Origin of the sequence: Corallococcus sp. 4LFB, assembly GCF_046520365.1 — a bacterium.
GTDB lineage: Bacteria > Myxococcota > Myxococcia > Myxococcales > Myxococcaceae > Corallococcus > Corallococcus caeni.
The window spans coordinates 1-6107 of record NZ_JBKGHJ010000490.1 but is presented as its reverse complement, the minus strand read 5'-3'; the positions used below and the strand labels follow the sequence as shown (position 1 = coordinate 6107).

Below are 6107 nucleotides of genomic sequence, written 5' to 3'. Positions count from 1 at the left end.
CGGCGCAGCGGGCCTCGCGCTCGGCCCACCTGCGCGTGGGCCGGGTGCCCTTCGTGCTCGCGGCCCGGGGGCGTCCCGAGGTGGCGCTGCTCTGGAAGAACCTCATCGCGCGCAGGCGCATGGGGAGCGGGCTGGTGATGCTGCTGGCCTTCGGGGTGATTGGCGCCGTGTTCGCGCTGCTGGTGGGGGACACGCGGCTGTTCTCCAACAGCCGTGAGTTCCTGGGCCCCATGGCCCTGATGATCGCGGTGGCCATGGCCGTGATTGGCCCGAGCGCGTTCCGCACCGACCTGCGCATGGATCTGCCCAAGCTGGAGCTCTTGCGCGCGCTGCCCCTCACGGGGCGGCAGGTGGTGGGCGCGGAGCTGGGCGCCTCCGCGCTGACGCTGGGCGCGGCGCAGTGGGTGCTGCTGGCCGTGGCGCTGGTGCTGGGCGTGGGCACGGACGACGAGACGCTCGCGCCATGGTCCGCGCCGGTGGTGCTGGGGCTGTTGCCGGTGCTGCCGGCGCTGGGGCTGGCGGGGCTGTTCGTGCAGAACGCGGCGGTGGTGCTGCTGCCCGCGTGGATTCCAGCGGACGCCGAGCGGGCACGCGGCGTGGAGGCGCTGGGCCAGCGGCTGCTCACGCTGGTGGGCACGCTGGTGGTGACGTTCCTGGGACTGTTGCCTGCCGCGGTGGTGGCCCTCCTGGTGGGCTACCCGTTGTTCACTGTCATGGGGCGCTGGGCGGTTCCGCTCGCGGGGCTGGTGGCGGCGGGAGCACTGTTCGCGGAGGTGGCGCTGGGCGTCGCCGTCCTGGGCCGCGCCTTCGAGCGGCTGGACGTGTCGGAAGAACAGTCGAACGAAGCGTGAACGCGAGCACGAAGGGAGCATCTCCATGAAGGTCGGCTTCATCGGGTTGGGGAACATGGGCACGCCGATGGCGAAGAACCTGGCCGGGGCGGGCCATGAGCTCACCGTCTGGAATCGCACCGCGTCCAAGGCGGAGCCGCTGAAGCAGCAGGGCGCGCGCGTGGCGAAGACGCCCGCGGACGCCGCCCGCGACGCGGAGGTCGTCGTGTCCATGCTCGCGGACGACCACGCCACGGAGGAGGCCGTGCTGGGCCAGGACGGCATCGTCACCGCCCTGCCGAAGAACGCCATCCACGTCTCCTCCAGCACCATCTCCGTCGCGCTGTCGGAGCGCCTGACGAAGGCGCACACGGACGCGGGCCAGGGCCATGTCTCGGCCCCCGTCTTCGGCCGGCCCGAGGCCGCCGCGGGCAAGCAGCTCTGGGTCGTCGCCGCGGGCCCCAAGGCCCAGGTGGAGCGCGTGCGCCCGCTGCTCACGGCCCTGGGGCGCGGCCTCACGGAGCTGGGAGAGCGCCCCTCCGCCGCGAACACGGTGAAGCTGTCCGGCAACTTCCTCATCGCGTCCATGATGGAGGCCCTGTCGGAGGCCTTCGCGCTCGCGGAGAAGTGCGGCGTGGAGCGCGCCGCGTTCCTGGACGTCTTCAAGTCCGTCTTCGCCAGGGCGCCCATCTTCGAGAACTACGCGGGCGCCATCGCGAAGGGGCAGTACACGCCCGCGGGCTTCGCGCTGCGCCTGGGCCTCAAGGACGTGACGCTGGCGCTCGAAGCCGGCCGGGCCGCGGAGGTGCCCCTCCCGCTGGCCAGCCTCCTGCGCGACCACTTCCTCACCGGCGTCGCCCAGGGCCGCGGCGACGAGGACTGGTCCGCGCTGGGGGCGCTCGCCCAGGAGCGCGCGGGCATCGAGCCGAAGGGCTGAGAAGACGAAGGGCCTCCCGGGACGCGCCACGGGAGGCCCTCGCTGACTTCAGTGCGACTTCAGTGCGTTTGGGCGCGGACTAGAAGGTCGCGGAGCCCGGCACGCGCGGGTAGGGGATGGCGTCGCGGATGTTCTGCAGGCCGCACATGTAGACGATGAGCCGCTCGAACCCCAGGCCGAAGCCCGCGTGCGGCACCGTGCCGTAGCGGCGCAGGTCGCGGTACCACTGGTAGTGCGCGGGATCGAGGCCGAACTTCCGCATGCGCGCGTCCAGCACGTCCAGGCGCTCCTCGCGCTGGCTGCCGCCAATGATTTCACCGATGCCCGGGGCGAGCACGTCCATCGCGGCCACGGTCTTCCCGTCCTCGTTGATGCGCATGTAGAAGGCCTTGATGGCCTCCGGGTAGTTCATCACCACCACGGGCCGGCCCACGTGCTCCTCGGTGAGGTAGCGCTCGTGCTCCGTCTGGAGGTCCTTGCCCCACTCCGGCGCGTACTCGAACTTCTTCTTCGCCTTCTGGAGGATGGACACGGCCTCCGTGTAGTCGATGCGCTCGAAGCTGGAGCCGATGAACTTCTCCATCCGCTCCGTGACGCCCTTCTGCTGGCGCTCCTCGAAGAACTTCATGTCCGGCGCGCACTCGTCCAGCACGGCCTTGAACACGTACTTGAGGAACCGCTCCGCCAGCGCCGCGTCCTCGTTGAGGTCCGCGAAGGCGATCTCCGGCTCAATCATCCAGAACTCGGCCAGGTGCCGCGTGGTGTTGCTGTTCTCCGCGCGGAACGTGGGGCCGAACGTGTAGACCTTGGACATGGCCAGGCAGTACGCCTCCACGTTCAGCTGCCCGGACACGGTGAGGTAGGCCTCCTTGCCGAAGAAGTCCTTGCCCCAGTCAATCTTGCCGTCCGGCCCGCGCGGCGGGTTCGTCGCGTCCAGCGTGGACACGCGGAACATCTGCCCGGCGCCCTCCGCGTCGCTCGCGGTGATGATGGGCGTGTTCACCCAGCAGAAGCCCTCCGAGTGGAAGAAGCGGTGCACCGCCTGCGCCGCCGCGTTGCGCACGCGCGTGATGGCGCCGAAGGTGTTGGTGCGCACGCGCAGGTGCGCCACCTCCCGCAGGAACTCCAGCGAGTGCTGCTTGGGCTGGATGGGGTAGGTGTCCGGGTCGTCCACCAGGCCCAGCACCTGGACCTCGTCCGCCTGCACCTCGAAGGCCTGCCCCTTGCCCTGCGACTGCACCAGCGTGCCCCGGCAGATGACGGAGGCGCCCGCGGTGAGGTGCAGCACTTCCTTCTCGTAGTTGGGCAGCGAATTGGGCGCGACGACCTGGATGGGGTCGAAGACCGACCCGTCGCTCACGTTCACGAAGCTGATGCCCGCCTTGGAGTCGCGGCGCGTCCGCACCCAGCCGCGCACCTCCACCTTCGAGCCCGCTTCGACGGCCCCCGACAGGGCCTTCTTCACACTCACGACCTGCATGGTGCTCTCCCTCTGCTCCAGACCGGGAAGGCGAGTTAGTCGCGCCCGGGCCCGAGGGCAAGCACCGAGCGAGGCCCGGCCTCCAGCGCGGGCCTGCTTGGGGCCCCTCCCACCCGGGTTCCCGGTCAGGGGCCCCGGGGCGCCAGCCGTCCAGGCTTTCGACGCGCCAAGACTTGTTGCCCGCGTGTCCTACCTCCCGCTAAGAGTCCGAGGAGCCATGGCGATGAACGAGCGTTACGAGCCGCAGTCGATTGAAGGAAAGTGGCAGACCCGCTGGGAAGAGGAGGGCCTCTTCCGGGCAGGCAGGCGTCCGGACGCCCCCAAGAAGTACGTCCTGGAGATGCTGCCGTACCCCAGCGGCCAGATGCACATGGGGCACGTGCGCAACTACCTCATCGGGGACGTCTACGCGCGCTACTACCAGATGCGCGGCTTTGACGTGCTGCACCCCATGGGCTGGGACGCCTTCGGCCTGCCGGCGGAGAACGCGGCCATCAAGGACGGCGTCCACCCGGCCATCCGCACCCGCGAGAACATCGAGTCGTTCAAGGCGGAGATCAAGACGCTCGGCTACAGCTACGACTGGACGCGCGAGGTCAACACCAGCCAGCCGGAGTACTACCGCTGGAACCAGTGGTTCTTCCTCCAGATGCTCGAGCGCGGGCTCGTCTATCGCCGCTTCAGCAAGGTGAACTGGTGCACCGGCTGCCTCACCGTCATCGCCAACGAGCAGGTGAAGGACGGCCGCTGCGAGCGCTGCAACTCGGAGGTGTTGGACAAGGAGATGCCCGAGTGGGCGTTCCGCATCACGAAGTACTCGCAGGACCTGCTCGACGCGCTCGACACGCTCAAGGAGTGGCCGGACAGCATCACCGCGCGTCAGCGCAACTGGATTGGCCGCTCGGACGGCGCGGAGGTGGACTTCCGCGTCCAGGGGCATGACGCATCCCTGCGCATCTTCACCACCCGCGTGGACACGCTCTTCGGCTGCACCTACGTGGTGCTCGCGCCGGACCACAAGCTCGTGGACCTGGTGACGACGCCGGAGCGCCGCGCGGAGGTGGAGTCCTTCGCGAAGAAGATGGCCGCGCAGAACAAGACGGAGCGGCTGGGCGAGGACGCGGAGAAGGAGGGCGTCTTCACCGGCGCCCACGCGCTGAACCCGGTGACGGGCCAGCCGGTGCCCATCTGGATCGCCAACTTCGTGGTGAGCGACTACGGCACCGGCGCGGTGATGAGCGTGCCGGCGCACGACGCGCGCGACTTCGCCTTCGCGCGCAAGTACTCGCTGCCCGTGCGCGTGGTCATCCAGCCGGCGTCCGGCGACAAGCTGGGCGCGGGTGAGACGCTCGACGCGGCGTACACGGACGACGGCGTGCTCGTGGACTCCGGGGACTTCACCGGCATGTCTTCCGCCGAAGTGCGTGTGAAGCTGGCCGCGAAGCTGGAGGCGCAGGGGCAGGGCAAGGCCACGGTGACGTACCGCCAGCGGGACTGGGGCTTCAGCCGCCAGCGCTACTGGGGGACGCCCATCCCCATCGTCTACTGCGAGAAGTGCGACCCCGAGCGCAAGGGGCTCCCCGTCCCGGAGGATCAGCTCCCGGTGCGGCTGCCGGACATCGACACCCAGGCGGTGCTCACCGGACGAGGCGAGCCGCCGCTCGCGAAGGTCGCGTCCTTCGTCAACACGACCTGCCCCAGGTGCGGTGGCCCCGCGCGCAGGGAGGCGGAGACGATGGACACCTTCGTCGACTCCTGCTGGTACTTCGCGCGCTACCTGTCGCCGAAGTACGACGCGGCGCCCTTCGATCCGAAGGAGGCAAAGCACTGGCTGCCGGTGGACATCTACGTGGGCGGCCCCGAGCACGGCGTGATGCACCTGCTCTACTTCCGGTTCTGGACCCGGGTGATGAAGCTGCTCGGGCTCTCTCCCGTGGACGAGCCCGTCACGCGGCTGATTACCCAGGGCATCGTCAACGGCGCCGACGGCCGCAAGATGGGCAAGCGCTACGGCAACGGCGTGGCGCCCAACACCATCGTGCAGAAGTACGGCGCGGACACGGCGCGCACCTACGTGCTCTTCGCGGGCCCGCCGGAGCGCGACTTCGACTGGTCCCACGAGCAGGTGGAGGGCGTGTTCCGCTTCCTCAAGCGCGTGTGGACGCTGGCCGCCACGCACCACGCTTCGTCGGCGGAGGCCACGCACGCGGGCCCCTACGAGGGCAAGGCGCTGGAGACGCGCCGCGCGGCGCACAAGTGCCTCAAGCGCGTGACGGAGGCCATCGAGCGGCTGTCCTTCAACACCGCCGTCGCGGGCGTCATGGAGTGCGTGAACGCGCTCTACGCGGTGGGCACGCCGGAGACGCCCGCGGAGAAGGCGGCCATGGGCGAGGCGATGCGGCTGCTCGCGCGCATCCTCACCCCATTGGCGCCGCACATCGCGGACGAGCTGGCGGAGGCCTACGGCGCGAAGGCGTCCACCGTCACGGAGGCCTGGCCGGAGTTCGACCCGGCGCTGGTGGTGGACGACGTGATTCCGTACGCCGTGCAGGTGAACGGCAAGCTGCGCGCGGAGGTGCGCGTGGCGGCGGACGCGGACGAGGCGGCGGTGCGCGCGGCGGCGGAGGCGGACGACAAGGTGAAGGCCGCCCTCGAAGGCAAGACGCTGCGCAAGTTCGTCTTCGTCCCCAAGCGGCTGGTGAACTTCGTCGTCGGCTGACGGCAAGCGAGGGAGGGGAAGTGCCCGCGGAAGTGCTCGTCATGTGCTCCTCCTGCGGGCGCCCCCAGACGGCGGCCCGGCGCCGCTGCGCCTTCTGCGACGCGGAGCTGCCGGAGGCGCCCTGCCCCTCGCGGCTCCGGA

Annotated in this window: 3 protein-coding genes and 1 pseudogene; 3 read left to right on the top strand and 1 reads right to left on the bottom strand. The window is 70.1% G+C overall.

Annotation, left to right across the window (positions count from 1 at the left end; all coding sequences use genetic code 11):
* Both ACLEQD_RS34900 and ACLEQD_RS34895 read left to right on the top strand, forming a co-directional pair.
* Positions 1–851 (top strand): annotated as a pseudogene (locus tag ACLEQD_RS34900) (ABC transporter permease); the annotation flags it as partial.
* Positions 852–876: 25 nt separating this feature from the next.
* Positions 877–1767, top strand: coding sequence for an NAD(P)-dependent oxidoreductase (locus tag ACLEQD_RS34895; protein ID WP_410390050.1), 891 nt, complete (start codon positions 877–879; stop codon positions 1765–1767).
* 79 nt (positions 1768–1846) lie between these two features.
* On the opposite strand, the gene asnS is transcribed toward ACLEQD_RS34895, so the two are convergent.
* Positions 1847–3247, bottom strand: coding sequence for an asparagine--tRNA ligase (gene asnS / locus ACLEQD_RS34890; protein ID WP_410390048.1), 1401 nt, complete (start codon positions 3245–3247; stop codon positions 1847–1849).
* Between the two features lie 217 nt (positions 3248–3464).
* Between asnS and leuS the strand changes: the two genes are divergently transcribed.
* On the top strand, positions 3465–5966 hold the full coding sequence (leuS, locus tag ACLEQD_RS34885) for a leucine--tRNA ligase (RefSeq protein ID WP_410390046.1): 2502 nt from the start codon (positions 3465–3467) through the stop codon (positions 5964–5966).
* Positions 5967–6107 lie beyond the last annotated feature (141 nt).